The organism is Paenibacillus glycanilyticus NBRC 16618 (assembly GCF_004000805.1).
GTDB lineage: Bacteria > Bacillota > Bacilli > Paenibacillales > Paenibacillaceae > Pristimantibacillus > Pristimantibacillus glycanilyticus.
Genome location: NZ_BILY01000028.1, coordinates 1 through 24045, shown reverse-complemented (window position 1 = coordinate 24045; position 24045 = coordinate 1). Strand labels below are relative to the sequence as shown.

Below are 24045 nucleotides of genomic sequence, written 5' to 3'. Positions count from 1 at the left end.
TATTGTCAGTGATTAATAATAAGAGCAAGATTAACTATCGGAAGGAGAGCTGGACATGAGGGCTGACCGGCTGATATCCATATTGATGCTGCTTCAGCTGGAGGGGAAGAAGACCGCCGCGGAGCTGGCCGAGCGTCTGGAGGTATCGGAGCGTACGATTTACCGCGACATGGATGCGCTCAGTTTGTCTGGCGTTCCAGTCTACGCGGATCCCGGTGCCGGTGGCGGATTCTCGCTTCCGCCTAATTACAAAAGCCCGATTGACGGCTTAACGACGCCGGAAATTCAGGCCTTGTTCTTGTATGCGGCGGAGGGATCGTTGGATCAGCTCGGAATTGGCTCCGCCCTTCGTTCCGCGCTGCTCAAGCTGATGCAGGCGCTGCCGGAGCAAAGCCGCGAGGATGCCGTCTGGATCCGGCAACGCATTCATATCGACCCGGATTCCTGGCAGCAGGAAGAGAAGGCCTTGCCGCATTTTGCCGCGGTTCAAGAGTCGATTATGCAGCATTACGCAGTGAAGATTAGCTACCGGAGCCGTGACGGCGCGGAAAAAAGCCCAGCCGTTAAGCCTTACGGCCTTGTAGCCAAAGCCGGTATCTGGTTTCTCGTTGGGGAAAGCAATCAGGGGATGCAAGCTTACCGGTTATCCCGCATACAGGATCTGACGGTTACCGGAGAGAGGTTCGAGCGGCCCGAGAGCTTTGACCTGCAGGCTTTCTGGAAAGAGTGGGTGATTCGTTACGAGGCGAGGATCATCACGAACAACTGAGGAGGCTGCAAAAGGCTGCCCATGGGCAGCCTTTTGTTAGTTTTATAATCATTTCTTGAGCAGCAGGAACAGAAAATACGGCGCACCGATCAGCGATACCACGATACCGGCAGGCAATCCGCCCGCGATGTCGATTTGACGGCCAATCGTATCGGCCAGAACAAGCAGCCAGCCGCCAAACAAAATGGAGATCGGAATAAACAATTGATTTCGCGGACCTACCAGGGCCTTCGCGATATGCGGAGCAAGCAGGCCGATGAAGGCGATCCCGCCCGTGACGGATACGGCGGAGGCCGCAAGCGCAACCGCAGAGAAGAGCAGCACAAGGCGCTCTCTGGTCAGCGAGATGCCAACCCCAACCGCGACGGGTTCGTTTAACGCCAGAATGTTAAGGCGGTTTGCCTTGTAGAGCGTAAACGGAATAAAGATGGCGAGCCATGGCCACATGGCATTAATAAAGACCCAATCCGTTCCCCAAATGCCGCCTGCGATCCACTTGGCGATAAAATCCACCTTCTGGCGGTCAGCCGAGGAGATGAGCACGATCATGACGCCGCTAAGCGCCATTTGGAAGCCGATGCCCGTCAGCACCATGCTGACCGGCTGGATGCCGACATGCTTTTTCCAAGAGAAAAGAGCTATAAGGACCGCGGTTGCCAGACCGCCGATAAAGGCGACAACCGGCAGGGCATACACGAAGGGACCGGCCTCCGTCGGGAAGAACAGGAAGAAGACCGTGATGGCAACGCCAGCCCCCGAGTTGATGCCAACAATGCCGGGATCGGCCAGGTCGTTGCGGGATACCCCTTGCAGAATGGAGCCGGACAAGGCAAGCGCCATGCCGGCGAGCAAAGTAATGATGACGCGCGGCATCCGTATGTCGAACAGAATAAAGTTTTCTTTTTTCGTGCCATCCCCCAAAAGTACCGGAAGCAGCCTTTTAAAGGTTAAGGTGGAGTATCCGAGACTAAGGCTTACAATGACGGTCGCCACGATAAGCAGAAGCAGGACCCCGAGAATAATGCGTTGTTTTCGAACCATGTGCGATAAAATCATTTCAGCGCTTTGCCTCCTCTTCTAACGATGATGAGGAAGAAAGGCAGGCCCACAACCGCAATAACGGCCGCCACCGGTGTTTCGTACGGCGCATTGATGGTCCGGCCGATCAAATCCGCGAGGAGCATAAAGGAAGCACCCGCAAAAACGGACATCGGAATGGAATAACGATAATCCTGTCCGACAATAGCCCGCACGATATGCGGAATCATCAGGCCGAGGAAAGCCAGGTTGCCGACAAGCGCAACGGAAGCGCCAGCGAGCAGAATCGTAACGGTGAACAGGATACCTTTGATCAGACCGGTTTTTTGCCCAAGGCTGGTCGCTACGTCTTCGCTAAGACTAAGGATGGTAAGCTGCTTCGACATGGCAATGGCTATAAGAATGCCGGCTACGATGACCGGAACAATCGTCTGAAGCTGCCCCCAGGACGTTCCGATCAGACCGCCGGAGGTCCACATATTGACATCCTTAGACACCTTGAAGGTGAGGCCGATGCCTTCGGCAACGGCGTACAGAAACGTGGAAACAGCCGCTCCCGCCAGTACGATCCGAATAGGGGAGAAGCCGCCTCGCTTCGCCGCGCCGATTCCGATAACAAGGATGGAGCCAAGGGCTGCGCCGATAAAGCAGGCAATCATAATGCCGAAATAATTGATTTGAGGGAACAGCGCAACCGTTGCTGCAAGAGCGGCATTCGCTCCGGCCGATAAGCCGAGAAGCCCCGGGTCGGCTAAAGCATTCCGGGTCACGCCTTGCATAATGGCGCCGGATACGGCTAGCGCCGCACCGACAAAGATTGCTGCAATCTCGCGAGGCAGTCTGATTTCGCGCAAAAGCGTCACCTTTTCACTAGTATCGTGAGGTGACGTCAGCGCCAGCCATGTATCATGGACCGTGGTGTCGGCAGCGCCGAACACCATGGCCAAGAAGAAGATTGCAACAAAGAAAACGATCCCTGCAAAAAGTTTAAACGCAAAAGGAATGGGTCGTCTCGTTTCCTGCGTCATCGGCTTAGTTCCCCAGGAACTGCTCTTTGAAGAAGTTCAGCTGATAATTAAGCGTATAGGCATCGTTGAAGTAGAAGCCTCTAGCGTCCGCCGTGATAACATGATTGTTTTTCACAGCCGGAATGTTCTTGTACGTTTCGGTTTCCGTAATGGAGCCCGCCGTGTCTTTGCTTTGGCTGAAGACGATGTAGTCGCCTGCGTATTCGGGAAGAACCTCCAGGGACAAAGCATACCAGCCGTCTTTCGAGGTCATTTCTTTTACTTTCTCAGGCATCTTCAGGCCCATCGCCTGGTACAGAATTTCGGTGCCGCGTCCCCAGGCATCTCCGAACATATACAATTCCTTGTCGTAGTTCTCGATGACGGTAACCGTGGAATCTTCACCGATTTTCGCTTTAATGTCTTTGCCGATTTGGGTGGCGCGTGCTTTGAAGTCTTCTACCCAAGCCGTTGCTTCTTTTTCCTTGTTAACGGCTTTGCCGACTTCGATATGCTGCTGCAGGTAATCGACTTTATTGTAGGTGAAAATAACGGTTGGCGCGATTTCCTTCAGTTTATCCACATTTTTTGTCGTTTCCGTGCCAATGATCAGATCAGGCTCAAGCTCGAGAATTTTCTCGACATCATCTTCGGATACTTCCGTTACATCCTTTAGCTGCTCGGCAAAGTTGGGATTGTCTTTCGCCCAGGAGGTAACGCCGATAGGAGTGAGACCGAGGGAAATCAAGCTGCCGGTATAAGAAGAAAGATCGACAATACGCTTCGGATTAGCAGGCACTTCCATAGGACCGCTCTCCGATTGGAACGTAATCGTGCCTGTTGCTTCAGTCGTCGCGTCGGCCGACGGAGACGCGTTTGCCGCCCCGGCGTTGTTTGTTGCCGCCGTGTTCCCTGATCCGGCATTATTACCAGAGTTGTTGTTGCCGCATGCGCTCAGAATAATAACGAAGAGCATCATGAGGGAGATAAGTGCTTTTTTCATGGGTGTGTGAACTCCTTTATATTGGAATGGAATACATAAGCAACAAAAGCGATATACTCAATGTAACACTCATTTAATGATAATGATTATCACTATTAGCGCCATTTACTAAATTATAGGGATTCCGCTCAATTGTCAACCGCTTATTGAAAATTATTCTCAAAAGCTTTATACTGTTGATAATGATAATCAATTACGACGGTGCTTTTCCGAGGAGGAACGTTCATGACGCAAGAAGAGTTGTATGACGTAACGGTAATCGGGGGCGGTCCTGCGGGGCTTTACTCGACTTTTTATAGCGGTCTTAGAGAATTGAAGACAAAGCTGATCGAATTCCAGCCGTTTCTGGGCGGCAAGGTTCATGTGTATCCGGAGAAAATGATCTGGGACATTGGAGGCTTAACGCCAACGCCAGGCGCGCAGCTGATCGAGCAACTGGTGAAACAGGGGCTGACCTTCGATCCTGAGGTTGTCCTGAATGAGAAGGTCGAATCCATTACCAAGAACGAAGACAATATCTTTGAGCTCCATGGCTCATCGGGACGCATCCATTATTCGAAGACCGTTATCGTTGCGGTTGGCGGCGGCATTCTGAATCCGACCAAGCTTGCAATTGAAGGCGCGGAGAAGTTTGAGGTAACCAACCTTCACTATACCGTTAAGTCATTGAAGAGATTCAAAGACAAGAACGTCGTGATCTCCGGCGGCGGCAATTCGGCCGTGGACTGGGCGATGGAGCTCCTGCCATTCGCGAAGAAGATCTATATTACCTATCGCAAAGAGGCCTTGTCCGGGCATGAAGCGAATGTAACGACGCTGCTGAACAGCCCGAAAGTCGAATGCTTGTTCCATACCGAAATTACGAAGCTGCTGGCAAATTCCGGCGATGAGCTTGTTGAACACGTGGAACTGACGAACAGCAAGTCCGGCGAAGTATCCCGTCTGTCGATTGACGAGGTGGTCATTAATCACGGTTACGACCGGGATTCCTCGCTGCTCGAGAACAGCAAGCTGAATATCGAGATGGTCGACAATTGGTATGTGAAGGGCAATCCAAGCGGCGAAACCTCCGTACAGGGTATGTTTGCGGCAGGGGATATCCTGATGCATGACGGCAAGCTGCATCTTATTGCAGGCTGTTTCCAGGATGCGGCGAATGCGGTAAACAGAGCGAAATCCTACATTCAACCGGAAGCCAATAAGTACGGAATGGTCTCATCCCATAATGAATTATTCAAAGAACGGAACCGCGAGCTTGTGAAGCAAATGATGGTCTAATACAAGGCAAGGACGGAGCAGCCCGATAGCTGCTCCGTCCTTTTTTTTGTACCTGTTTATTGCCTATGCCATAATGGTTGTAGTGATTGCAAATAAGGGAGAGATGCGAGAGATGGAAGAGAAGCCGGCGAAACCAAAAATTAAAGCGATTGTGACCGGAGCGACGGGCATGGTGGGAGAAGGCGTTCTGATGGAGTGCCTGCTTCACCCCGATGTTGAGCAGGTACTTGTCATTACCCGGCGACCTTGCGGCGTTGCGCACCCGAAGCTGAAGGAAATCATCCATAAGGACTTTCATGATTTGACCCCGATCCAAGACGAGCTAAAAGGCTACAATGCCTGCTATTTCTGCCTTGGCGTCTCCTCCATCGGCATGTCGGAGGCCGACTATACCCGTGTGACCTACGATCTCACGATGCATGTCGCACGTCTGCTCTCCAGCCTGAACCCGGATATGGTGTTCTGTTACGTAACGGGCGGCGGGACGGACAGTACGGAGCAGGGCAAAAGCATGTGGGCGAGAGTGAAGGGAAGAACCGAGAATCACCTGCTGCAGCTGCCGTTCCGCCGGGCCTTTATGTTCCGTCCGGGCTATATGCACCCAAGCAAAGGACAGGTAAGGGTTCCGAAGTGGGCAAAAGCGTTAACCTGGCTGTACCCGATTCTAAGGCCGCTCTTCCCTAACCATCTCATTACGCTGCGTCAGGTGGGCCTCGCCATGATTCAGACCTCATATACCGATTACGACCGCCATATTCTTGATCCGAAGGATATTATTGCTCTTGCGAAGGAAGGCAGCTGACCACCATCACGTCCATGTTCCGGCCGCCCTGCAGCAGCTTCTTCATAATGGATGGCCGGAACAGCCGCGCAAGCCAGCCCTTTTTCTCCTGGGCAACGATTAGCTGCGTGGATTTTCGCGCGTTGGCATGGGTAAGCAGAAAAGCCGGAATATCGCGCGTCTGCTTCATCTCTTTTCGGATAAACGCACCTCCAAGCTGCTCCGTTAATTGCCGCAGCTCCTCCAAGCGGCGTTCTGTCGCGGCACGATCCGCTTGGCCGTTATCCACGGCCATGACATGCCATTCCGCTTTTAGCCGGTAGGCGATGCGGAAGCCCCTGCGGATCAGCCGCTCACCCTGGGCAAGATCGGTTATGGCTACGAAAATAACCTCCTGTCTCCGCCAGGGACCGCGCAACGCGCCCGTTCTCTCCCACGACTCCAGCCGTTCATCCACGTCATCGGCGATTTCGCGTAAAGCCAGCTCCCGAAGGGCAATCAGATTGCCCAATTGAAAAAACGCGCCAAGCGACTCCTCGACCTTGTTCATCGGATAGATCTTTCCCTGCCGCATCCGCTCCTGCAGCGCTTTGGGCGATACGTCAATCAGCTCAACCTCATCCGCCAGCCGAAGCATACGGTCCGGGATTGTCTCTCTTACCCTAACGCCTGTAATTTGCTCAACCGCATCATTTAAGCTCTCGAGATGCTGGACGTTTACGGTTGAAATAACCGAAATGCCGGCATCCAGAATGGCAAGGACATCTTCGAACCGCTTCTTGTACTCGCTTCCCGGCACATTCGTATGGGCCAGCTCGTCAATAAGCACAACCTCCGGGAAACGCTCCAGAATTGCGGGAACATCCATTTCCGCAAGCTGCGTTCCTTTGTAAGGGATAGTGGCTTTAGGGATCATCTCAAGATCGCCGATCTGCTCCAAGGTTTCCTTGCGTCCATGCGTCTCGAGGAGCCCAATGACAACATCAATGCCTTTGCGGAGAAGGACATTTCCTTCCCTCAGCATCGTGTAGGTTTTGCCGACGCCTGGCGCGGCCCCGATATAGACCTTGAAGGTGCCCCTCTTGAGCCGCTCCGTGGTTTGCTGTTGCTGGGTGGGGCTGAGTCTTTTATAAACGGGCTCCGGCGTAGTTCGATGTCTGGCCGGCAGGATACGCTCGCCTTCCGCTCCGGTGCGGTCCGCAACGAAAAAGACGTCGATATGGCGCGCATAGCGCAAAATGCCGTTAACAACCGAACCGTGTAGCAGCTCCTGCAGCGGCGTATGCTTTGAATGGCCGAGCACGATGCGGGTCACGCCGTGATCCATCGCGTATCGCGCCATCTGCTCGGACAGATGGCGCCGGTGCAGATGGGGAACGGCAAGCTCTTCAAAGCCTGCTCCAATCTTCTGGGTAAGCTTGATAATGGACCGCTTGAACGCAGCTGCTTCCTTCGTCATTGCTTTCTCCGCTTTGACGAAGGATACGACAAGGAGCTCCCCGTTCAGCCTTCTGGCAACCTGCTGGCCCCTCCGGATATGGATCGAGCCGTTCCAGTGATATTGGGCGGCAACCAGGATCCGCTCGGCGGCGCCGGACGGACCTACCAGTCCTTGCTGTCTCCGGTGATCTTCAAGCGAATCGTTTACATCCTCCGCCATCAGCCGCAGCGCTAACTCTCTCAGCTTGCCGAGATTGCCCCTAAGCAGCAAATGAGGGGAGCTTGCGTTGCGCAAATGCCCCTCATTCAAGCGGGTTAGAATCGTTTCCGGCGATACGTCGATTAATCGGACTTCATCGGCCAGCTCCAGAATATCGTCGGGAACGGTATGCTCGGCCTCGATGCCGGTCAGCTGAAAGGCCAGGTCCGATACGCCGTTCAGCTCGTACACGTTAAGCGTTGTAATCACGCTGATGCCGCATTCCAGCAAGTGACGAATATCGTCGAGGCGGGTGGGAAGGGGACTGTCCGGCCGGTTTCGGTGAGCAAGGCCGTCCACGAGCACAACCTCGGGATTGCGCGCTTTAATAGCCTTCATATCAAGATCTTTGCGCTCTATCCCGTCCTTTTGCCAATGAATGCTCGGGATTCGTTCCAGCTCGGCAAGCTGCTCCATCGTCTCCGGCCGCTGCATCGTGGAGACGGCGCAGGTGACTACGTCGATGCCTTGCTTCCGAAGCTGCTGGCCTTCTCGCAGCATATGATACGTTTTGCCGGCCCCGCTGACGGCACCGATATAAATTTTGAGCCGTCCGTGATGCAGCTTCGTTATGGCCTTCAGAAGCTCTTCGGGTGTTTTGCGGCGATAGCTGTCGTTCATGCTCGCTCATTCCTCCTCTCCGTAAACCTCGGGAAAGCCCCGTCTGCGCCATTTGCGGGCAGGCGGGGCTTAACCTTACTTGCGGAGCTGGCTTAATTCGATGTTCAGCTCCAGCACATTCACGCGGGGATCGCCAAAGACGCCAAGATCCCGTCCGTCGGTATGCTTTTTCACCAGCTCTTTCAGCGTGTCCGCCGATAGACCGGTCAGCTTGCTGATGCGGGGGATTTGGACTTCGGCCGATGCCGGCGTAATATGCGGATCAAGACCCGAGCCGGAGTTGGTAATCAGCGCAAGGGGAAGCTGGCTGACCGGGACGTCGGGATTGGCAGCCTGCCAGGCGGCAATCGAATCTTTGGTCCGCTGAAGCATGTCGGGATTCGAAGGCGCGTAGTTGTTGGAGCCGGATGCTTCCGCTTTATAGTCGATGCTGGATACCCGTCCTTGGAAATAAGCAGGGTCGGTGAAGCTTTGCCCGATCAAGGAGGAGCCGATAATCCGGCCGTTCGAATCCTTGATCAGGCTGCCGTTCGCCTGATGGGGAAAGAGCAGCTGGGCAAGGCCCGTTGACACGAGCGGGTAAATAATGCCGCATAGCAGAATAAACGCGATACTGGCTCTTAGGGCAATCATAAAGAGAGAGCCGTTTGATCCCGATGAAGATGTGGAGTTCGTCATGATTATCTCATCCTTTCAGATCGGTTAGATCCATACATGAACAAGCAGGTCGATCAGCTTAATGCCGACAAACGGGGCCAGGACGCCGCCCAGTCCGTAGATCAGCAGGTTTTTGCTTAGCAGCTTCGACGCGCTCATCGGTTTGTACTGCACCCCGCGCATAGCGAGCGGAATGAGCAGCGGAATGATGATCGCGTTAAAGATAAGCGCGGACAGAATCGCCGAAGAAGGCGAGCCAAGCTTCATAATGTTCAAGGCGTCCATCTGAGGGATCGCGATCATAAACATGGCCGGAATAATGGCGAAATATTTCGCGATATCGTTCGCGATGCTAAAGGTCGTCAGCGCGCCGCGCGTCATCAGGAGCTGCTTGCCGATTGCAACCACCTCGATAATTTTGGACGGGTCGGAATCCAGGTCGATCATATTGGCCGCTTCCTTCGCGGCAACCGTACCGCTGTTCATGGCAAGGCCAACGTCGGCCTGGGCAAGCGCCGGAGCGTCGTTTGTCCCGTCGCCCGTCATCGCAACAAGACTGCCTGCCGCCTGCTCGCGGCGGATCAGCGCGATTTTATCCTCCGGCTTGCTCTCCGCCACAAAATCGTCAACCCCGGCTTCGCGGGCAATCGTTGCGGCTGTCAGCGGGTTGTCGCCGGTACACATAATGGTCTTGATCCCCATGCGGCGAAGCTGCTCGAATCTCTCCTGCATGCCAGGCTTCACGGTATCTTTCAAATAAATAATTCCATAGATGCGGTTATCAACCGCAACGGCGAGCGGCGTACCGCCAAGCACGGCAACTCCTTCGCCGGTAGCGTCGAGATCGGAAGGCACGGTGCCGCCTTGGGAAGCTACCCATCTCTTCACGGCATCGACGGCGCCTTTGCGTACTTTGCGTCCGTCCGGAAGATCCAGACCGCTCATCCGGGTCTCGGCCGTAAACGCAATGACCTGCGCATTCTCGGCAAGCTGGGCTTGATAGCTCAGCTGTTTGGTCTTCATCAGCTCCAGCACGGAACGGCCCTCCGGCGTTTCGTCCTTAGCCGAGCTGACCGCCGCCCACTCGCCAAGCTCCTGAACGGTTACGCCTTTGACGGGCAGGAAGTCGCTGGCCATCCGGTTGCCGTACGTGATGGTACCGGTCTTATCCAGAATCATCGTATTAATGTCGCCTGCTGCTTCTACCGCTTTACCGGACATGGCCAGCACGTTAAACTGCGTCACGCGGTCCATGCCGGCGATCCCGATTGCCGACAGCAGACCGCCGATGGTAGTCGGGATAAGACAGACCAGCAGGGCGATAAGCACCGGAATATCGAGCTCTACGCCAACGTATTTGGCGATTGGGGCAAGGGTAACCACAACGATCAGGAAGATCAGCGTCAGACTGGTAAGCAGCGTGTTCAGCGCCAGCTCGTTAGGCGTCTTTTGGCGTTTCGCGCCTTCAACAAGAGAGATCATGCGGTCGATAAACGATTCGCCGGGATCGCTCATAATCCGGACCTTGATCCGGTCGCTGACAACTCGGGTGCCGCCCGTTACCGAGCTGAAGTCGCCGCCGGCTTCCTTGATCACCGGAGCGGATTCACCCGTGATTGCCGACTCGTCGACAGAGGCAAGGCCTTCGATAATCTCGCCGTCACCCGGAATCATCTCTCCTTCGGAGACAATGACGATGTCGCCTTTGCGAAGCTCTGTTGACGACACCTGCTTTGTTGTGGAGCCCGTTACTTTGTTTGCCGTAATATCCTTTTTGCTCTTCTTGAGCGAATCCGCCTGGGCTTTGCCCCGTCCTTCGGCCAGCGCTTCCGCGAAGTTAGCGAACAGGACGGTGAACAGCAGGATCAGAAAGACCGTCAGATTGAACCCGAGTCGGCCCTCCGTTCCGAAATAGCCGGGGAAGATCGTCATCAGCAGGACGACAAGCGTGCCGACCTCAACGACAAACATGACGGGATTTCTCATCATGGTCAGCGGATTTAATTTCAGAAAGCTGTCCTTCACCGCGCGACTTATAATCGCCGAGGTCAGCATAGATTTACGTTGTGTGGTCACGGTTATTCACCTCATCCTTATCCGTTAGCGAATCGTTAAATGCTCTGCAATAGGTCCAAGTACAACGGCAGGCAGGAACGTAAGCGCGCCAACTATAACGACGGTTCCTACAAGAATGCCACCAAACAGCACGTTGTCCGTCCGGAATGTGCCGATCGTCTCCGGTACGGTATTTTTGCGGACCAGAGATCCGGCAACAGCCAGCATGGCAATCATCGATACATACCGTCCAAGCAGCATGACAAGGCCGGTCGTCATGTTCCAGAACGGCGTATTGTCGGCAAGACCTTCAAAGCCGGAGCCGTTATTCGAAGCCGAAGAAGTGTATTCATAAAGCACCTGCGAGATGCCGTGAAAGCCCGGATTCGTAATGGCACCCTGGCCAAGATCCGTCAGGAAAGCAATGGCGGTTGGCGCCAATATGATAAACGGGTGGACGAGAATCGCGATCGCGATCAGCTTCATTTCCTTCGGTTCGATTTTCCGTCCAAGAAACTCCGGTGTCCGACCGACCATTAGTCCCGCGATAAAGACGGCAAGAATCGCGTACATCAGCATATTGACGAGACCAACGCCTTTGCCGCCAAACACGACGTTCAGCATCATCTCCGCCAGCGGAACAAGACCGCCGATCGGAGTCAGCGTATCATGCATGTTGTTGACCGAACCGGTAGTAGCCGCCGTCGTCACCGCCGTAAAGAGGGAGGACTGGGCAATGCCGAACCGGACTTCCTTGCCTTCCATGCTGCCTTGCGAGGCGTCTGCGCCAAGGTTGTTCAGTACCGGGTTGCCATGCAGCTCAGCCGTGTAGACCGTCGCGAGAAATACCAGGAACAACGACATCATGGCGCCAAACACAACCCAGCCTTGCTTGCGGTTGCCGGCGAAACGGCCGTATACATAAGGAAGACAAGCAGGCAGCGCCCACATGGACAAAATCTCGATCACGTTCGTCAGCGGGCTTGGATTCTCGAAAGGATGCGCCGAGTTAGCTCCCATAAAGCCGCCTCCGTTAGTACCCAGATGCTTGATCGATTCCAGCGAAGCAACCGGCCCGATGGCGATGCTTTGAGTTGCACCTTCCAGCGTTGCGGCCGTTACGTTAGGCTGCAGCGTCTGCGGCACGTGAAGAGCTACGAGAACCAGCGTAATAAGCGTTGCGAGCGGCAGGAAAATCCGCGTGTGGGATTTCACGAAATCGGTAAAGAAATTGCCGATTGTGCTGCCTCTGCTCGTTAAGCCGCGGATAAAAGCAATCGCAACCGAGAAGCCGGTAGCCGCCGAGGTGAACATCATCATCATGATGACGGCCATCTGCGAGAAATAGGACAGCCCCGTTTCGCCGCTGTAATGCTGCAGGTTCGTATTCGTAATAAAGCTGATGACGGTATTGAACGACAGCGTTTCTTCCATAGCGCCGATGCCGTTGGGATTGCCCGGAAGGCTGCCCTGCAGCCGCAGAATCAGATAACTGAGCGCGACGAGCACGATATTCGTAAGAAGGAAGCTTAACGCGTACTTTTTCCAAGTCATGCCGTCACGCGATTTCAGCCCGATGACTTTATAGATGAACCGTTCTATGCCGCCGAATAAACGGTCGGTCCGGTTCGGTTGATCCGAGTACACGTGGTACACGTAGGTTCCGAGCGGTTTGACGAGCAGTACGAGCACGCCAATCACGATAATGAGCTGTAAAATATCCATTGTGGCCTCCCAGCGATCGATAAGGTTTTAAAATTTCTCCGGATTGATCAAGGCGTAAATCAAGTAAAGAAAAAGAAACAGGGCAAGCACTAACGTGACGATCATCGCTTATCCTCCTCTTGAATAGCCCGGTCGCACCATTGCATAAAGCCGGCGAAAAGTATGAATATCGCTGCCAGAAGCAGCACCATATAGATATCCTGCATAGCAAATTCCTCCTAAAAGAATGGCGAATAACTTTCGACCTTACCGATTATCTTGGCTCGCCATGAGGTCGTTTATGATTAAAAAGGAAGTATCCGCATGGCTGGAATGAATGACGTAATTGGCGCCCATCCCTTTATAGATCAGACGGGGATTCGCGCTGTCCGTAACGACGCAGATCGATTTGGATGTCCAGCTGCGGCAGATCTGGATATAACGGCAGCACAGGTTCAAGCTTCTTTCGAATAAAAAGATCCGTCCGATGGGGAGCTCCGGAACACGCCAGGTGGCTTCATCGGTTGTATTAATGACGATGATCGTGGATACGCCAAGCTCCAGCATCCGCTCGTATTCGGTCTTGTTGTTTACGATGGCGGCAAACGGGATATGCCGGCGCAGCAGCTGTTTAATGAAATCCTCGCCCTGCACGTTGGGTGCGGAGACGAGTATATAATCGTCCATGGTTTACGCTCCTCTTTTCGTTAGAGGAATCAACGACAAACAAAAAAGCCGCGGAAGAGGGACTCTTCACGCGGCTTATAAGCGCAGCAGAAAATAAACCGCGCCTATATTCACGATCATCGTTGCCTCTCTTGGTACGCTGACGAAGTTAGCTGACGGATTCGGGCGTAAGAGTCGCCCTACGCCGATGCCGCGCGTCCCGCGCTGCTTCGGCGATTCACCCCGTGGACAAGCTGGCTGTATGGAACAGCCGCTTGTCCGATTGGTTCCCCCGTTCCCCGCGAAGGGGATTAAGCGATAAAGACAGTTGATTAAAAATGGCATGAGAAAAAGCCGCAGAGGAAAGATCCCCGCGGCCTTTAAAGGTCACAAGATCACATCATCCTCTCTACTTGGAAAATGCCCTGCCTAATGGGCAGTTGCATTTTCATCGCTTACGAGGTTAGCTGACGGATTCGGACGGTGAGAGTCGCCCTACCGGGTTCGGCCGCGCGCAGCCTTTTCCCGGATTCACCCCGGATAAGCATGCCGCGCCGGCTCTCACACCGTTGCCATGCCGCTTATCGATTGGTTCCCCCGTTTCCCTTAACGGAAACTCAGCGATTGTTACATTTGCTGAATCGTATATTACGCCTGACGGCCGAAGTTGTAAATGAACCGTAGAGGCGGCATATTGTCTAATTCTGACAAGGAGTTTGGTTAGAGCGTTTACATTTGGAGGGAACTCTACCATGCTCCTTCTTGGACCTTATATCTCCCGAATGCTGCAATTCGTTATGAAACTTAGGTATATGCCAAGCCTAAATTGGTTTATCCGGGCTGCCAGATAAGAGGGAGGAATGGACGTATTCTGGAACGATTGGACTTTTTCGCCCCTTGTTTTCGTCAGCTAATTTTGGGACAATAGGAGCAGTATGCGGTTTTGTTTTGGCCGCGTTTCACGAAAAGAGGAAAAACGATGAGTACACCATCCATATACGGATTTACATTAGATCAATTAACGGCTTGGCTTGGCGAGCGCGGGCATAAAAAATTCCGGGCGACGCAGGTGTGGGAATACTTGTACCGGAAGCGGGTTACGAGCTTTGCGGATATGACGGATGTTCATCCGGACTGCGTGAAGCTGCTGGAGGAGAACTTTGCGATCCAGACGCTGGTTGAGCATACGAAGCAGGTGTCGAAGGACGGTACCGTCAAGCTGCTGCTTAAATTGGATGACGGCAACCTGATCGAGACGGTAATGATGCGCCATAAGTTCGGCTTGTCGGTCTGCGTAACCACGCAGGTGGGCTGCAACATCGGCTGCAGCTTCTGCGCCAGCGGCCTGCTGAAGAAGAGCAGGGATCTGACAAGCGGCGAGATTGTCGAGCAGATTATGAAGATTCAGCTCCATCTTGACGAAGCAGGCCAAGGCGAGAAGGTCAGCCATATCGTTGTCATGGGCATTGGCGAGCCGTTCGATAACTTTATTCACCTAAACGACTTCCTTACAACGGTCAAGGATCATAAAGGTCTGGCTATCGGACCGCGCCATATTACGGTATCGACAAGCGGTCTCGCGGACAAAATCAGGGAGTTTGCCGACAAGGATCAAGGGGTTAACCTCGCCGTATCGCTGCATGCCCCTAATAACGAGCTGCGGACGCGGATTATGAAGATCAACCGCGCGATTCCGATCGAGAAGCTGATGGATGCGATCGATTATTATCTGGAGCGGACGAACCGCCGCATTACGCTGGAATATATTTTGCTCAAGGACGTCAACGACCAGCCGGAGCATGCGCTTGAGCTTGCGGAGCTGGTGGGCGACCGCCGCCGCTCCCTCGTGAACGTGAACCTGATTCCTTACAATCCGGTTGACGAGCATAGCCAATACCAGCGCAGCGAGAACGATTCCATTAAGGGCTTCTACGATACGCTCAAAAAACAAGACGTCAGCGTCAGCGTCCGCCTCGAGCATGGCGCCGACATCGACGCGGCTTGCGGCCAGCTGCGCAGCAAGCAGATGAACAAGGAAAAAGCCGGCTGACAACCGGGCGGGCATAATCAAAGCCATGATCAGAGGATCATGGCTTTTTGCTTAGGAGCGGTGCGGCTCCGGTATCCGATGCAGGTGGCGATGCAGAATTGGGCGGCATAATAAGTGGTCATAATGAGCACGTCTGACCCGGCAATATCCGAAATAAACTTATTCCAGGCGAGAATGGAGTCGGAGGCCATAAAGAGCAGGGCGCCCGCAATCGCCCATGCGTTGCCGGACATCATAGCCGACCAGCCCATCAGCGAAATAGCCGTTACATAGACAAGAACGGGGATTTTCAGAGCGTCGTCCCCCGATTTCGCAAGCGCATCAAGCAGCTCGTAGCCCATATATACGGCATACGCGCCGATCGGAACAATAGTGACGAGCCGCCAGAAGGAAAATCGCCATTGCCCGAAAAATCCGCTTAAATAGAACAAATGGCCGATCAAAAAGGCGGACAGTCCCACAACGAAGTTACCCAGGGTAACATCGCCAACCACGCTGAAGACAAGACCGGCCAGCAGGATCCATTGAAACCGCTTACCGTTTGGAGCGGACTGCAAGTAAGCATAAGCGATGATCAGAAGCATCGGAATCGCTTTGAAAATTAGCTTGACGGCATGCGGTTCAGCGGGAATGATAAAAATGTAAAGCAAGCCTGTAAGCAGAATAAGGGCAGGCAGCATTTTGTTCAATCGGCATCGCTCCTTTTTCCTAACTATAGCATAGAATTTCATTTTGCAAGTCCGGATTTATATCGAAAAAAGGCGGGGTATCGCATGAATATGAACTTGAACTCGAACACGAATACAGCTCAAGCGTTGCTGGAGAAGCAGCGGCATTATTACGGAACGGGGGCAACCCGGAGTCTCGAATTCCGGCAGGCTCAGCTGGCCAAGCTGCGCCAGGCCGTCACGGAACGCGAGGATGCGATTATGCAGGCGCTTCGGCTTGACCTGAACCGGAGCGAGCAGGAGTCTTATATGCTCGAGATTGGACTTGTCCTGAAGGAAATCTCTTTTGTGCAGAAGCGGCTGAAGCGGTGGATGAAGCCCGCCAAGGTCAAAACGGCGCTCACCCACATGGGCAGCAAGGGGTATATCGTGCCGGAACCGCTTGGCACCGCGCTTATTATCGCTCCGTGGAACTATCCGTTCCAGCTTGCGATGGCGCCGCTTGTCGGGGCTATAGCGGCGGGCAATACCGCAGTCCTGAAGCCCTCGGAGCTGTCTCCGGCCGTATCGGAGGTCATGTCTTCGCTTGTTCAGGATACGTTTGACCCTTCTTACATAGCCGTTATGGAAGGCGGAGTTGAAGTAAGCAAAGAGCTGCTGGACCTGCCGTTCGATAAAATTTTCTTCACGGGCAGCGTTAACGTCGGCAAGCAGGTCATGGCGGCGGCAGCCAAGCATTTGACGCCGGTTACGCTGGAGCTTGGGGGCAAAAGCCCGGCTATCGTGCATCATGACGCCAATCTCAAGCTGGCCGCTAGACGGCTTGCCTTCGGCAAATTCATTAACGCCGGGCAGACCTGCATCGCGCCCGATTACGCGCTCGTGCATCACAGCGTGCTGGAGGAGTTCCTGCGGCAGCTCCGCAAGTCGGTAACGAAGTTCTATGGCCAGAATCCGCTTGAGCATAAGGATTACGGCAAAATCATTTCGGAGAGGCATTTCCGTCGGCTTGCAGGTTTCCTTCGCGAAGGGGAGGTTGTCATGGGTGGAGGGGCAGACGAGATGGCGCTCCGGATCGAGCCTACCGTATTAGCCCGCGTGGACTGGAATATGCCGGTCATGCAGGAGGAGATTTTCGGTCCGATTCTGCCGGTCTTGGTCTATGACGAGCTGCAGGAGGCGATTGATCAGATCAATGCGCGTCCGAAGCCGCTTGCTCTCTACCTGTTCAGCGAGAACGCGGCTATTCAGAAGCGGGTGACCGAAGCGGTGCCGTTTGGCGGCGGATGCATCAACGATACGCTTATGCATCTGGCGACGCCGTATTTGCCGTTTGGCGGAGTGGGCGAGAGCGGTATCGGGGCCTATCATGGCGAATACAGCTTCAAGACCTTTTCCCATATGAAAAGCGTCCTGAAGCAAACGACCCGATTCGATTTCGCCTTCCGTTATCCGTCGGCCAAGGGCGGACTTTCGATCATCCGGCGGCTGATGAAATAGCGGAATAAAGCTGAAAACGTTTTATGCATTTTTTACCAAAAATTCGATTGACTTCGCCTATTTTGCTCAGTAACATGGGATTGCACACTACCATTACAGACTGCCGTTGTCCTTCTCAACCTTGGCGTAATGGGGTATTCCATGTAGGAGGTTATACGGATGGAACAACGGTTAACGGATAACCCGCAGGAGCAGGATTTCAGCATGAAAAGCATTCTGCTTCCGCTTGTCGCGATTATTCTCGGTTGTTTTATGGTTATTCTCGATACAACGGCTATGAACGTAGCTTTATCGAAGCTCGTGGAGGATTTCCATACGCAGCTTCCCACTCTGCAATGGACCGTAACGGGGTATATGTTGGCGCAAGCCGCCGTCATTCCGCTTGCAGGCTGGCTGTCCGACCGGTTCGGCGCCAAGACGGTTTTTCTGACTTCGGTTATTCTCTTTACGATTGGCTCGCTCCTATGCGCGCTGCCGAACGACCCGCAGACGTTGATTATGTTCCGAGTTATTCAAGGGCTTGGCGGCGGATTCGTGCTGCCGGTTGCGATGGCGTACGTTTACCGGCTGAGTCCGCCCAATAAGGTGGGGCAGGTCATGGGCATGCTTGGCGTGCCGATCCTTCTGGCGCCGGCGATTGGCCCCATTCTGTCCGGCTGGCTGGTCGAATACCATTCCTGGCGCTGGATCTTCTTAATCAATCTGCCGGTAGGGATTATCAGCGTATTGTTTGGGCTATGGAGTCTGCCGAAGCTGGCAACCAAGAAGCTTGCCGGCTTGGATATTCCGGGCATGATTCTGGGGCCGCTCGCTTTCGCCGCTTTATCCTATGGCGTTAACCAGGGCGCCGAAAGCTGGACCTCGGACAAAACGCTCACCGGCCTTATCGTTGGCGGCATCGCGTTAATCGTCTTTATTTTCGTAGAGCTGCGCGCGAAGCATCCGCTGCTGGATCTTCGGGTGTTCCGCTCGGTTGATTTCTCGTTCGGCATTGTGGTGCAGTGGATTGTCCAGTTCTCGCTGTTTGGCGCGATTTTCCTGCTGCCTCAGTTTCTTCAGCAGGGCCGCGGCTACGGCGCCTTTGATACCGGCCTTACCTTGTTCCCGCAAGCGCTGGCTTCAGCCTGCATGATGCCGATCGGCGGGTATTTATTCGACCGGATCGGGGTCCGCTGGCTGGTGGTTATCGGGCTCAGCCTTGTTTCCGGAGCAATCTTCCAATACTCGAATCTCGACATTCATACGGGAAGAGAGGATCTGCTGCTGCCGCTTATCATGGCCGGTTCGGGAATGGGGCTTATGATGATGCCGCTTAATTCCCATTTGATCAACAAGACGCCGCGGGAGCTGGTCAGCCGGGTTACTTCGCTTACGAGCGCGATGCAGCAGGTAATCAGCTCGCTGGCGGTAGCGCTGCTCGTCACAATTCTGACGAAGCGGATTGCAAAGCTTATGGTTGAAGCGAACGTGCCGCCCGAAGCGCTGACGAATCAGACCGCGGGAAGCGGCGCCGCGCAGGCGAGTCCGGAGCAGCTGCAGCAGCTCCTCGCCTTGGCGGTCGATGCGTTTGACTACACCTTCGGCATTATGGTGTTTGTGGCTATAACCGGAGCCTTGCTGGGGCTTCTGCTGCGCAGAGGCAAGAAAAATTCCGGAGAGAGCGCGCAGGCCGACAAGCCGGAAGCGGCTCTCGAAGGGCTTCATATGGGATAATGGAATTCAATTAACCGAGAATAGGGTCAGTTTCATTAGCCAACGCTAGTGGAACTGATCCTTTTTGAGTATACGGGGAAAGGACAAACGCTTATGTTACAGCCTTATACGCAGAGAGTAGTCGATATTATTAAGAGGATCCCGGAAGGGAAAGTGATGACCTACGGGCAAATCGCGGGATTGGCAGGCAGCAGCCGCGGGGCAAGACAGGTCGTGCGTATCCTGCATTCCTTGAGCAGCGCCCATCAGCTTCCCTGGCATCGGGTGGTGAACGCCAAAGGAGAAATCGCTATCCAGGAAGACGAATCACGGATGCTGCAGAGGCATATGCTGGAGGCCGAAGGCGTGTATATAGGGATTAACGGAATGATTGACCTGGAGGAATACAGGCATGAACCGGATATTCCTCCCGATAGATAACTCTCCCCATATGTTAACCTTTGTGGTAAAATTGGGTTAACATATGAAGGGGAGGAGCAGTTCCCATGCAAAGCATCGCGTTAAGAGGGCATCATCTGTTTTGTTTGCTTGGATACCGCGGCAAGGGATATTCGGAAAGCTTCTGCACGAACATGACAGCCGTTTATGAAACGCTGCGGAACGACCCGAAGACGATCATAGAAATTATCGAAGGCCCGGATAAGATCTGCGCGGCCTTTCCATCCGACCAGCCGAACCATTGCCATAACCCAAGCGTATACCGGAAAGACAGCGAAATATTAGGCGAGCTTGGGCTGGCGGCCGGCAATCGATTAAGCTGGGAGGAGCTGATCGGGAACATTGCTGCCGTTGTTCAACCGGATGACATTCACAGGCTTTGCTACGATTGTCCATGGGAGCCATACGGTTTATGTCAGGAAGGGGTTGCCCATATCCGGCGGGCCAAAATGCTAAGACCGTTGCCTTAACCTCATTCAGGCAAAAAATAAAGCGGCAGCTTAAGGCTGCCGCTTTGCTAATTTCTCCTGCGCCATCCGGATCATTTCCCGGATCATGGCACCGCCGATTTTTCCCCCGACATGGCCGGCATCCTCGGTTTTCATATTCCCGTTCTCGCCATTGCGGTTCATCCGGATTCCCATTTCGCTAGCTACTTCGTATTTCACGTCATCCGGTCTGTTCTCGTCAACCGCGTAGCCTTCCTGGCGCATCACGTCTGCCTTTAAGGTCTGCATGGCCGCCCCTGCTTCAGGAACAAGTAATCTTCTGCTTCGTCTTCCCATTTCGCCGCACCGCCTCATCGTAATTTGTCGGTATTACCTTTCCCTGCAGCCTCGGCATTTATGAAGGAGAAGCATTAAATAAACTTGCCTAGAATGGCATCCACTTTTGCCTTGTTGGAAATAAAGGTATGCCTGTTCAGAAGCCTCTGATTTAACGTGTTCTTTTTATGCACGACAACCATGTAATTCCGTTTGCCTGACTTGGTCAGAACCTCGTGCCTATGTTTAATGACTCCGCCGTGCCCGTCCGTCTTATATCGGAAGCCGCCAAAGTATTGCTCGGAATTGTAAATCCACGTATAAAAGGGCGGGGAGGATTTGCTAACCGTTGCCATCCGGTGCCGCACGCTGTCATAAATGTAGCCGGCCTGGTTAATCAATGCCCGCGTACCTTGCTTTGGCTTGTATTTATGAAGCTGGTCAATCATGGTGCGGTGATACGTATCATCGCAGTCAAGGCGAACGAGGTAGAAAGAAGAACTTGCGCCGACCGTTCTCCGCAGCTTTTCTCCGTATTGCTTATCGGTTACGAATCGAATATTCGGCGGCAGTTTCGGATATTTCGCAAGCTCAGCACGGATAATTCCCTTAGTCCGCTCCGTGTAACGGATAAAAGCATGGAAGCTCTGGTTCGTCTGCTTGAGCAGGCTTCGAAGCGTATATTTCATAAAGATGGACATCCGGTACTTAATCCATTGAGGGGTTAGCCCAATCCTGTAAACACCGCCCTTGTTCGAGCGGTTGTTAAATTCGATTTCTACAATAATGGCTTTGGTCATCTCGCCCTTGTCCCCTCCTAGCCTTATTTTATAAACTCTCATTTGCATATGAGATTACTGTATTCGGAAGGAATGGTTTGGATATAGGCCGCATTCCCTCCAGTTAAAAATCTGGCAGAATATCCGCGCCTTCCGCACAGCACACTTATGGATGTACCAAATATCCGAGGGAGGTTTTCGCCAATGAAAAAGAAATTGTTCTCCACGCTGTGCGCCGCAACTATTCTTATGTCTGCCGCTTCCGTCCCAGCCTTTGCCGCGTCAGCCAAAGATGAGGTCGCAACGGACAACTTCCGCAGCACGCATTACGGTTCCACGACTTACGGAACTTACGGAACGGATGGCAACAGCACGACAACCAACCGTACGAACAACTATAACGGAACAATGAACGGTACGAACGGCTTCGGCACTAATAACTACAGCACCAATAACGGTTATAATCCGAACCGGAACAGCTTCATTGGCAATACAAACCGAATGAACAGCTACAGCACGACAAGCACTACAGGTACAGGTATGGGAACAAGCGCCTTAACAAACGGCAATTACCGCACCTTGGCTAACACGAACGACCGCGATTACGACTGGGGCTGGCTTGGTCTGCTTGGTTTGGCCGGATTGTTCGGTCTTAGAAGCCGTGATCGCGAGCGTACGTAAGCATGGGGATTTTAAGTGGTAATCCAAAAGACGAGCCGATGCACTACGGTGAGATCTATGCCGTATGGCAGGCGTCTATGGTGGCCAAAAGCGCCGTTTCCTGCTGTCAGGCTTATTTAAGCCATGCCGGCGATAAGGATCTCAAAAAGATCCTGGAGGACCTTATTGACCAGTCAAGGCTGGAGTCGACTGAGTTGGACGCGTTGCTTACCCATAACGGGATAACGCCTGCTCCGGGGATGCCCGAAAGGCCGCAGGTAAAGCTTGAAGATATTCCCGCGGGAGCAAGATTTGCGGATAACGAAATCGCCTTTGGCATTGCCGGCGGTCTGTCGGCGGGTCTTGTGGCTTGCAGCCAGGCAATGGGTATCTCGATTAGGGAAGATATTGGCGCGCTGTTCGGCAAATACCACATGACAAAGGCAGCCTTGGGCTTGCGTATTTTGGAGATGTCCAAAAAGAAAGGGTGGCTGATCCCGCCACCGCTCCAACTGAAGCGCCCCGAGCCTGTTCATGCCTAAAAATTAAGCAAAAAGCCCTGCTCAGCGAGCAGGGCTTTTTGCAGGATTGACGAATACAACAGATACATATAGACTGGGAAGAATTTCTTTGGACGCGAACCATATAAGAAAGGAGAATTCGCGATGTGGGAGAGATTGCAGCCTGGCGAGCAGGCTATGGATGCTCTAAGATCACCCTTATTTATTCCAGACGAGGTAAAGATGAATTTGCTGCACCGGATATGCGAGATGAGCCATTCGGTTATCTATAGAGCCGCGGGGGGCTCCGTGATTTTTGCCGGTTCGCCTGGTCATAATGCCTGGCTGTGGGTGGATGAGGCGCTTACGGAGGAACAAAGACTCCTTCTCTTCAAAGGCCTGGTGAAGCTTACCGGATATTCGCTTCGCGGAATTACGGCGGAGCCTAGGCATGCCAAGCTGTTTGCGGAGCTGTACGCTGTACGCTACCGTGTGCGCCCCGAGTACAAAATGGGGATGGAAGCTTATTATTGTCCGGACATCCGGTATCCGGCGGAAGTAGAGGGAGAACTGCGGCTGACCGTTTCCTCGGACGCTCCGCTAATCGCGGATTTCATGGCCGGCTTTGCGGAAAGCGCATACGGTTACAAGGTCCATCCGGCTAGCCAATTGCCAACGGCGGAAAATACGATTGCAACAGGCAATTTATACATATGGATTGTTGATAAAAGGCCGGTATCGATGGCGCATATCGCTCACCGCTCTCCGCGCCATGCCCGTATTAATTATGTCTATACGCCGCTGGAGCTGCGCAAGCAGGGGTATGCGAGCGCGACGGTTGCCGCCTGCTGCGGCCTGATCGTGCAAGAAAACCGGATCCCCATGCTGTATGCGGATTTGACCAACCCCGATTCCAATAAGGTGTATCAGAATATCGGCTTTGTAGAAAGCGGCAAGGTAGCCGACGTTAAGTTCGTATCCTAAAGCAAACCCTCTCCGGCTTAAGCGGAGAGGGTTTGCTGTTGTTACCGGGCAGCGCGGTAGCTTTCCGTTATTTTTTATATCGAAAGGTGCCGTATGAAATTTTGAATTGGGGAATAGTAAGGCGTGGAAATACAATTCAATGAGAATAGGAAGGTGTAGTAACAAATGAAATGGGATTGGATGTTGTCTTCCCGCGAGGACGAGAATAAAGGGAAGGCTAAAAAGGCCGGAAAAATCCTGGGTGCGGTTGTTTTGTCTGCTGCACTTATGTTTGGCGGTGCCGGAACGACTCTTGCGGTCGGCAAAGGAGCCAAAGGACCGGACATCTACGTTATTCAAGGGATGCTTAAGGGAATCGGCAGCTATTCCGGCAAAATCAACGGTTATTATGACAATACAACCGTAAGAGGCGTCAAGCATTATCAAAAAACGCATGGCCTCCCGGTGACTGGCTCGGTGGATGCAAAAACATTCCAGTCGATTACTTACTCGTACAACACGGCTAAATACGGCAAAAAGGTAAGCGCCAAAGGTGTCGGCAAAGCTAGAGGTCTTGGCGTTGGCCAAGGCGGTGGCGCAGGAGCAGGCGGTGGCGCAGGAGCTGGCGGCGGAGCAGGAGCAGGCGGCGGTGCAGGAGCAGGCGGTGGCGGCGGTGCAGGCGGCGGCGCAGGAGCAGGCGGTGGCGGCGGTGCAGGCGGCGGAGCAGGAGCA

At 53.5% G+C, this 24045-nt stretch carries 24 protein-coding genes and 2 riboswitches; of the genes, 12 read left to right on the top strand and 12 right to left on the bottom strand.

The features are described from left to right. Positions 1-55 precede the first annotated feature (55 nt). On the top strand, positions 56-769 hold the full coding sequence (locus tag PGL01S_RS20575) for a helix-turn-helix transcriptional regulator (protein ID WP_127496450.1): 714 nt from the start codon (positions 56-58) through the stop codon (positions 767-769). 48 nt (positions 770-817) lie between these two features. Here PGL01S_RS20575 and PGL01S_RS20570 read toward each other — a convergent pair whose 3' ends face one another. The 3 genes from PGL01S_RS20570 to PGL01S_RS20560 are packed head-to-tail and all read right to left on the bottom strand — an operon-like array spanning position 818 to position 3817. Further along, positions 818-1825, bottom strand: coding sequence for a FecCD family ABC transporter permease (locus PGL01S_RS20570; RefSeq protein ID WP_127496449.1), 1008 nt, complete (start codon positions 1823-1825; stop codon positions 818-820). Further along, on the bottom strand, positions 1822-2835 hold the full coding sequence (locus PGL01S_RS20565; protein WP_127496448.1) for a FecCD family ABC transporter permease: 1014 nt from the start codon (positions 2833-2835) through the stop codon (positions 1822-1824). The genes PGL01S_RS20570 and PGL01S_RS20565 overlap by 4 nt, the downstream gene beginning before the upstream one ends. A gap of 4 nt (positions 2836-2839) precedes the next feature. Beyond that, entirely contained in the window at positions 2840-3817 is a 978-nt protein-coding gene (locus tag PGL01S_RS20560) for an iron-hydroxamate ABC transporter substrate-binding protein (protein WP_127496447.1), read from the bottom strand. A gap of 225 nt (positions 3818-4042) precedes the next feature. Here PGL01S_RS20560 and PGL01S_RS20555 point away from each other — a divergent pair, with 225 nt between their 5' ends. Then, on the top strand, positions 4043-5095 hold the full coding sequence (locus PGL01S_RS20555) for an NAD(P)/FAD-dependent oxidoreductase (protein ID WP_127496446.1): 1053 nt from the start codon (positions 4043-4045) through the stop codon (positions 5093-5095). Between the two features lie 112 nt (positions 5096-5207). Further along, on the top strand, positions 5208-5897 hold the full coding sequence (locus tag PGL01S_RS20550) for an NAD-dependent epimerase/dehydratase family protein (RefSeq protein ID WP_127496445.1): 690 nt from the start codon (positions 5208-5210) through the stop codon (positions 5895-5897). Here PGL01S_RS20550 and PGL01S_RS20545 read toward each other — a convergent pair. From PGL01S_RS20545 to PGL01S_RS20520, 6 genes are all read right to left on the bottom strand, one after another. Further along, entirely contained in the window at positions 5869-8196 is a 2328-nt protein-coding gene (locus PGL01S_RS20545) for a histidine kinase (protein WP_127496444.1), read from the bottom strand. The two genes, PGL01S_RS20550 and PGL01S_RS20545, sit on opposite strands and share 29 nt — an antisense overlap. Before the next feature lie 75 nt (positions 8197-8271). Beyond that, complete coding sequence (kdpC, locus tag PGL01S_RS20540; protein ID WP_127496443.1) at positions 8272-8874, bottom strand: potassium-transporting ATPase subunit KdpC; 603 nt, start codon at positions 8872-8874, stop codon at positions 8272-8274. Between the two features lie 24 nt (positions 8875-8898). Then, the gene (gene kdpB / locus PGL01S_RS20535; protein WP_244935681.1) at positions 8899-10908 is read right to left on the bottom strand and encodes a potassium-transporting ATPase subunit KdpB; all 2010 of its coding nucleotides are present in this window, start codon (positions 10906-10908) and stop codon (positions 8899-8901) included. A gap of 45 nt (positions 10909-10953) precedes the next feature. After that, on the bottom strand, positions 10954-12633 hold the full coding sequence (kdpA, locus tag PGL01S_RS20530) for a potassium-transporting ATPase subunit KdpA (protein ID WP_127496441.1): 1680 nt from the start codon (positions 12631-12633) through the stop codon (positions 10954-10956). A 27-nt stretch (positions 12634-12660) separates the two neighbouring features. After that, on the bottom strand, positions 12661-12738 hold the full coding sequence (gene kdpF / locus PGL01S_RS31620) for a K(+)-transporting ATPase subunit F (protein ID WP_201003172.1): 78 nt from the start codon (positions 12736-12738) through the stop codon (positions 12661-12663). A 141-nt stretch (positions 12739-12879) separates the two neighbouring features. Continuing rightward, complete coding sequence (locus PGL01S_RS20520; protein WP_127496440.1) at positions 12880-13299, bottom strand: hypothetical protein; 420 nt, start codon at positions 13297-13299, stop codon at positions 12880-12882. A 121-nt stretch (positions 13300-13420) separates the two neighbouring features. Next, a riboswitch (cyclic di-AMP (ydaO/yuaA leader) is annotated at positions 13421-13606 on the bottom strand. Between the two features lie 109 nt (positions 13607-13715). After that, a riboswitch (cyclic di-AMP (ydaO/yuaA leader) is annotated at positions 13716-13911 on the bottom strand. Positions 13912-14257: 346 nt separating this feature from the next. On the opposite strand from PGL01S_RS20520, the gene rlmN reads away from it, so the two are divergent. Further along, positions 14258-15328: a dual-specificity RNA methyltransferase RlmN gene (gene rlmN, locus PGL01S_RS20515; protein WP_127496439.1), complete on the top strand. Its 1071-nt coding sequence runs from the start codon at positions 14258-14260 to the stop codon at positions 15326-15328. A gap of 29 nt (positions 15329-15357) precedes the next feature. Here the strand turns inward: rlmN and PGL01S_RS20510 are convergent, their stop codons facing one another. After that, positions 15358-16008 (bottom strand): lysoplasmalogenase, encoded by a 651-nt coding sequence (locus PGL01S_RS20510; protein ID WP_307719642.1) that lies wholly within the window; start codon positions 16006-16008, stop codon positions 15358-15360. 93 nt (positions 16009-16101) lie between these two features. Between PGL01S_RS20510 and PGL01S_RS20505 the strand changes: the two genes are divergently transcribed. The 4 genes from PGL01S_RS20505 to PGL01S_RS20490 all read left to right on the top strand — a co-directional run bounded on the left by PGL01S_RS20505 (position 16102) and on the right by PGL01S_RS20490 (position 20117). Next, the gene (locus PGL01S_RS20505) at positions 16102-17496 is read left to right on the top strand and encodes an aldehyde dehydrogenase (RefSeq protein WP_373864167.1); all 1395 of its coding nucleotides are present in this window, start codon (positions 16102-16104) and stop codon (positions 17494-17496) included. A gap of 159 nt (positions 17497-17655) precedes the next feature. Then, positions 17656-19209 (top strand): DHA2 family efflux MFS transporter permease subunit, encoded by a 1554-nt coding sequence (locus tag PGL01S_RS20500; protein ID WP_127496437.1) that lies wholly within the window; start codon positions 17656-17658, stop codon positions 19207-19209. A 93-nt stretch (positions 19210-19302) separates the two neighbouring features. Continuing rightward, entirely contained in the window at positions 19303-19629 is a 327-nt protein-coding gene (locus tag PGL01S_RS20495; RefSeq protein ID WP_127496436.1) for an MGMT family protein, read from the top strand. Between the two features lie 65 nt (positions 19630-19694). Beyond that, on the top strand, positions 19695-20117 hold the full coding sequence (locus tag PGL01S_RS20490) for a DUF1284 domain-containing protein (RefSeq protein WP_127496435.1): 423 nt from the start codon (positions 19695-19697) through the stop codon (positions 20115-20117). Positions 20118-20147: 30 nt separating this feature from the next. On the opposite strand, the gene PGL01S_RS20485 is transcribed toward PGL01S_RS20490, so the two are convergent. Both PGL01S_RS20485 and PGL01S_RS20480 read right to left on the bottom strand, forming a co-directional pair. Then, positions 20148-20432, bottom strand: coding sequence for an alpha/beta-type small acid-soluble spore protein (locus tag PGL01S_RS20485; RefSeq protein WP_127496434.1), 285 nt, complete (start codon positions 20430-20432; stop codon positions 20148-20150). A 74-nt stretch (positions 20433-20506) separates the two neighbouring features. Next, positions 20507-21211, bottom strand: a complete 705-nt coding sequence (locus PGL01S_RS20480; protein WP_164775533.1) for a glycosyltransferase family A protein — start codon at positions 21209-21211, stop codon at positions 20507-20509. A 183-nt stretch (positions 21212-21394) separates the two neighbouring features. Here PGL01S_RS20480 and PGL01S_RS31295 point away from each other — a divergent pair, with 183 nt between their 5' ends. The 4 genes from PGL01S_RS31295 to PGL01S_RS20460 all read left to right on the top strand — a co-directional run. Further along, positions 21395-21871, top strand: coding sequence for a WGxxGxxG family protein (locus tag PGL01S_RS31295; RefSeq protein WP_127496432.1), 477 nt, complete (start codon positions 21395-21397; stop codon positions 21869-21871). A gap of 2 nt (positions 21872-21873) precedes the next feature. After that, positions 21874-22392, top strand: coding sequence for a DUF3231 family protein (locus PGL01S_RS20470; RefSeq protein WP_127496431.1), 519 nt, complete (start codon positions 21874-21876; stop codon positions 22390-22392). A 123-nt stretch (positions 22393-22515) separates the two neighbouring features. After that, entirely contained in the window at positions 22516-23334 is an 819-nt protein-coding gene (locus PGL01S_RS20465; protein WP_127496430.1) for a GNAT family N-acetyltransferase, read from the top strand. Between the two features lie 165 nt (positions 23335-23499). Beyond that, the coding region (locus PGL01S_RS20460) for a peptidoglycan-binding domain-containing protein (protein ID WP_164775532.1) at positions 23500-24045 on the top strand (546 nt) is incomplete at its 3' end.

Excerpts from the sequence above, each read along its gene's own strand:
- PGL01S_RS20465 (WP_127496430.1), top strand. The coding sequence starts at position 22,516 with ATGTGGGAGAGATTGCAGCCTGGCGAGCAGGCTATGGATGCTCTAAGA.
- PGL01S_RS20575 (WP_127496450.1), top strand. The coding sequence starts at position 56 with ATGAGGGCTGACCGGCTGATATCCATATTGATGCTGCTTCAGCTGGAG.
- PGL01S_RS20550 (WP_127496445.1), top strand. The coding sequence starts at position 5,208 with ATGGAAGAGAAGCCGGCGAAACCAAAAATTAAAGCGATTGTGACCGGA.
- PGL01S_RS20470 (WP_127496431.1), top strand. The coding sequence starts at position 21,874 with ATGGGGATTTTAAGTGGTAATCCAAAAGACGAGCCGATGCACTACGGT.
- PGL01S_RS20480 (WP_164775533.1), bottom strand. The coding sequence starts at position 21,211 with ATGACCAAAGCCATTATTGTAGAAATCGAATTTAACAACCGCTCGAAC.
- PGL01S_RS20485 (WP_127496434.1), bottom strand. The coding sequence starts at position 20,432 with ATGGGAAGACGAAGCAGAAGATTACTTGTTCCTGAAGCAGGGGCGGCC.
- PGL01S_RS20490 (WP_127496435.1), top strand. The coding sequence starts at position 19,695 with ATGCAAAGCATCGCGTTAAGAGGGCATCATCTGTTTTGTTTGCTTGGA.
- PGL01S_RS20495 (WP_127496436.1), top strand. The coding sequence starts at position 19,303 with ATGTTACAGCCTTATACGCAGAGAGTAGTCGATATTATTAAGAGGATC.
- PGL01S_RS20500 (WP_127496437.1), top strand. The coding sequence starts at position 17,656 with ATGGAACAACGGTTAACGGATAACCCGCAGGAGCAGGATTTCAGCATG.
- PGL01S_RS20545 (WP_127496444.1), bottom strand. The coding sequence starts at position 8,196 with ATGAACGACAGCTATCGCCGCAAAACACCCGAAGAGCTTCTGAAGGCC.
- PGL01S_RS20570 (WP_127496449.1), bottom strand. The coding sequence starts at position 1,825 with ATGATTTTATCGCACATGGTTCGAAAACAACGCATTATTCTCGGGGTC.
- PGL01S_RS20510 (WP_307719642.1), bottom strand. The coding sequence starts at position 16,008 with ATGCTGCCTGCCCTTATTCTGCTTACAGGCTTGCTTTACATTTTTATC.
- kdpA (WP_127496441.1), bottom strand. The coding sequence starts at position 12,633 with ATGGATATTTTACAGCTCATTATCGTGATTGGCGTGCTCGTACTGCTC.
- PGL01S_RS20565 (WP_127496448.1), bottom strand. The coding sequence starts at position 2,835 with ATGACGCAGGAAACGAGACGACCCATTCCTTTTGCGTTTAAACTTTTT.
- rlmN (WP_127496439.1), top strand. The coding sequence starts at position 14,258 with ATGAGTACACCATCCATATACGGATTTACATTAGATCAATTAACGGCT.
- PGL01S_RS20560 (WP_127496447.1), bottom strand. The coding sequence starts at position 3,817 with ATGAAAAAAGCACTTATCTCCCTCATGATGCTCTTCGTTATTATTCTG.
- PGL01S_RS20555 (WP_127496446.1), top strand. The coding sequence starts at position 4,043 with ATGACGCAAGAAGAGTTGTATGACGTAACGGTAATCGGGGGCGGTCCT.
- PGL01S_RS20520 (WP_127496440.1), bottom strand. The coding sequence starts at position 13,299 with ATGGACGATTATATACTCGTCTCCGCACCCAACGTGCAGGGCGAGGAT.
- PGL01S_RS20505 (WP_373864167.1), top strand. The coding sequence starts at position 16,102 with ATGAATATGAACTTGAACTCGAACACGAATACAGCTCAAGCGTTGCTG.
- PGL01S_RS31295 (WP_127496432.1), top strand. The coding sequence starts at position 21,395 with ATGAAAAAGAAATTGTTCTCCACGCTGTGCGCCGCAACTATTCTTATG.
- kdpB (WP_244935681.1), bottom strand. The coding sequence starts at position 10,908 with ATGCTGACCTCGGCGATTATAAGTCGCGCGGTGAAGGACAGCTTTCTG.
- kdpC (WP_127496443.1), bottom strand. The coding sequence starts at position 8,874 with ATGACGAACTCCACATCTTCATCGGGATCAAACGGCTCTCTCTTTATG.
- kdpF (WP_201003172.1), bottom strand. The coding sequence starts at position 12,738 with ATGATCGTCACGTTAGTGCTTGCCCTGTTTCTTTTTCTTTACTTGATT.